At 70.8% G+C, this 829-nt stretch carries 2 protein-coding genes; one reads left to right on the top strand and one right to left on the bottom strand.

Annotated features, from left to right (window positions below):
• Window positions 1-114: 114 nt before the first annotated feature.
• The gene (locus QI554_RS25700; protein WP_281472760.1) at window positions 115-576 is read right to left on the bottom strand and encodes a MarR family winged helix-turn-helix transcriptional regulator; all 462 of its coding nucleotides are present in this window, start codon (window positions 574-576) and stop codon (window positions 115-117) included.
• A gap of 126 nt (window positions 577-702) precedes the next feature.
• Here QI554_RS25700 and QI554_RS25695 point away from each other — a divergent pair.
• On the top strand, window positions 703-829 hold a 127-nt coding region (locus tag QI554_RS25695), incomplete at its 3' end, for a Clp protease N-terminal domain-containing protein (RefSeq protein WP_146605600.1).

Raw genomic sequence — 829 nt, 5'->3', positions numbered from 1 at the left:
AGAGGACGGTCCCCCGCTGCCCCGGAAACCCCCCGCGGCGGCGCCCCGCCGGCAACGACGACGGGGCGCCGCCTCGTGCGTGTTCGGCGGAGCGACGCGGCCGCACCGCCCCCGTCAGAGCGCGTGGTCGATGCGGTCCGGGGTGACGCCGGTCTTGGCGAGCAGCGTGTACAGGGTGTGCTGCTCGTCGGCCGTCAGGCGGGCGAGGGGGGAGCGGGAGGCGACGGCGTCGACGAGTCGGGCGCGGGCGCGGACGCCTTTGGCGGTCAGGCTGATGGTCTTGATGCGGCGGTCGCCCGCGGCGACGTCGAGGCGGACGAGGTCGCGCTGGCGCAGCCGCTGGGTGAGGAAGGTGACCGTCGAGGGGTCGCAGCCGAGGGTCGCGGCCAGGGCGCGCATGGACGGCGGCGGTACGCGGGGGTCCAGGTGCCACAGCGCGTTGGCCAGCGCCTCGGTCAGGTCGAGGTCGGCGAGCAGTTCGGTGAAGGCGGCGTTCGCCTGCGCCGCGAGCGCGTGGATCTGCTTGAAGAGCGTGTGCGTCAGCGGCTCGTCGGGGTCGTTCGGCAGGGGAACCACGATCGGACGTTAGTGGACAGAACGGTCCTTGACAACACGTCCGGACCGGTCAATGCTTGGATTTTCCAAGTATTTTTTCGGGTGGCGGACGGGTGCCCGGTGGGCGACCTCCGAGGAGGGATGACCATGTTCGAGAGGTTCACCGACCGCGCGCGGCGGGTTGTCGTCCTGGCTCAGGAGGAGGCCAGGATGCTCAACCACAACTACATCGGGACAGAGCACATCCTCCTCGGCCTCATCCACGAGGGTGAGG

The organism is Yinghuangia seranimata (assembly GCF_029953285.1).
Taxonomy (GTDB): Bacteria; Actinomycetota; Actinomycetes; order Streptomycetales; family Streptomycetaceae; genus Yinghuangia; species Yinghuangia seranimata.
The sequence above is the reverse complement of the archived record's forward strand: the minus strand, read 5'-3'. Positions and strand labels throughout refer to the sequence as shown.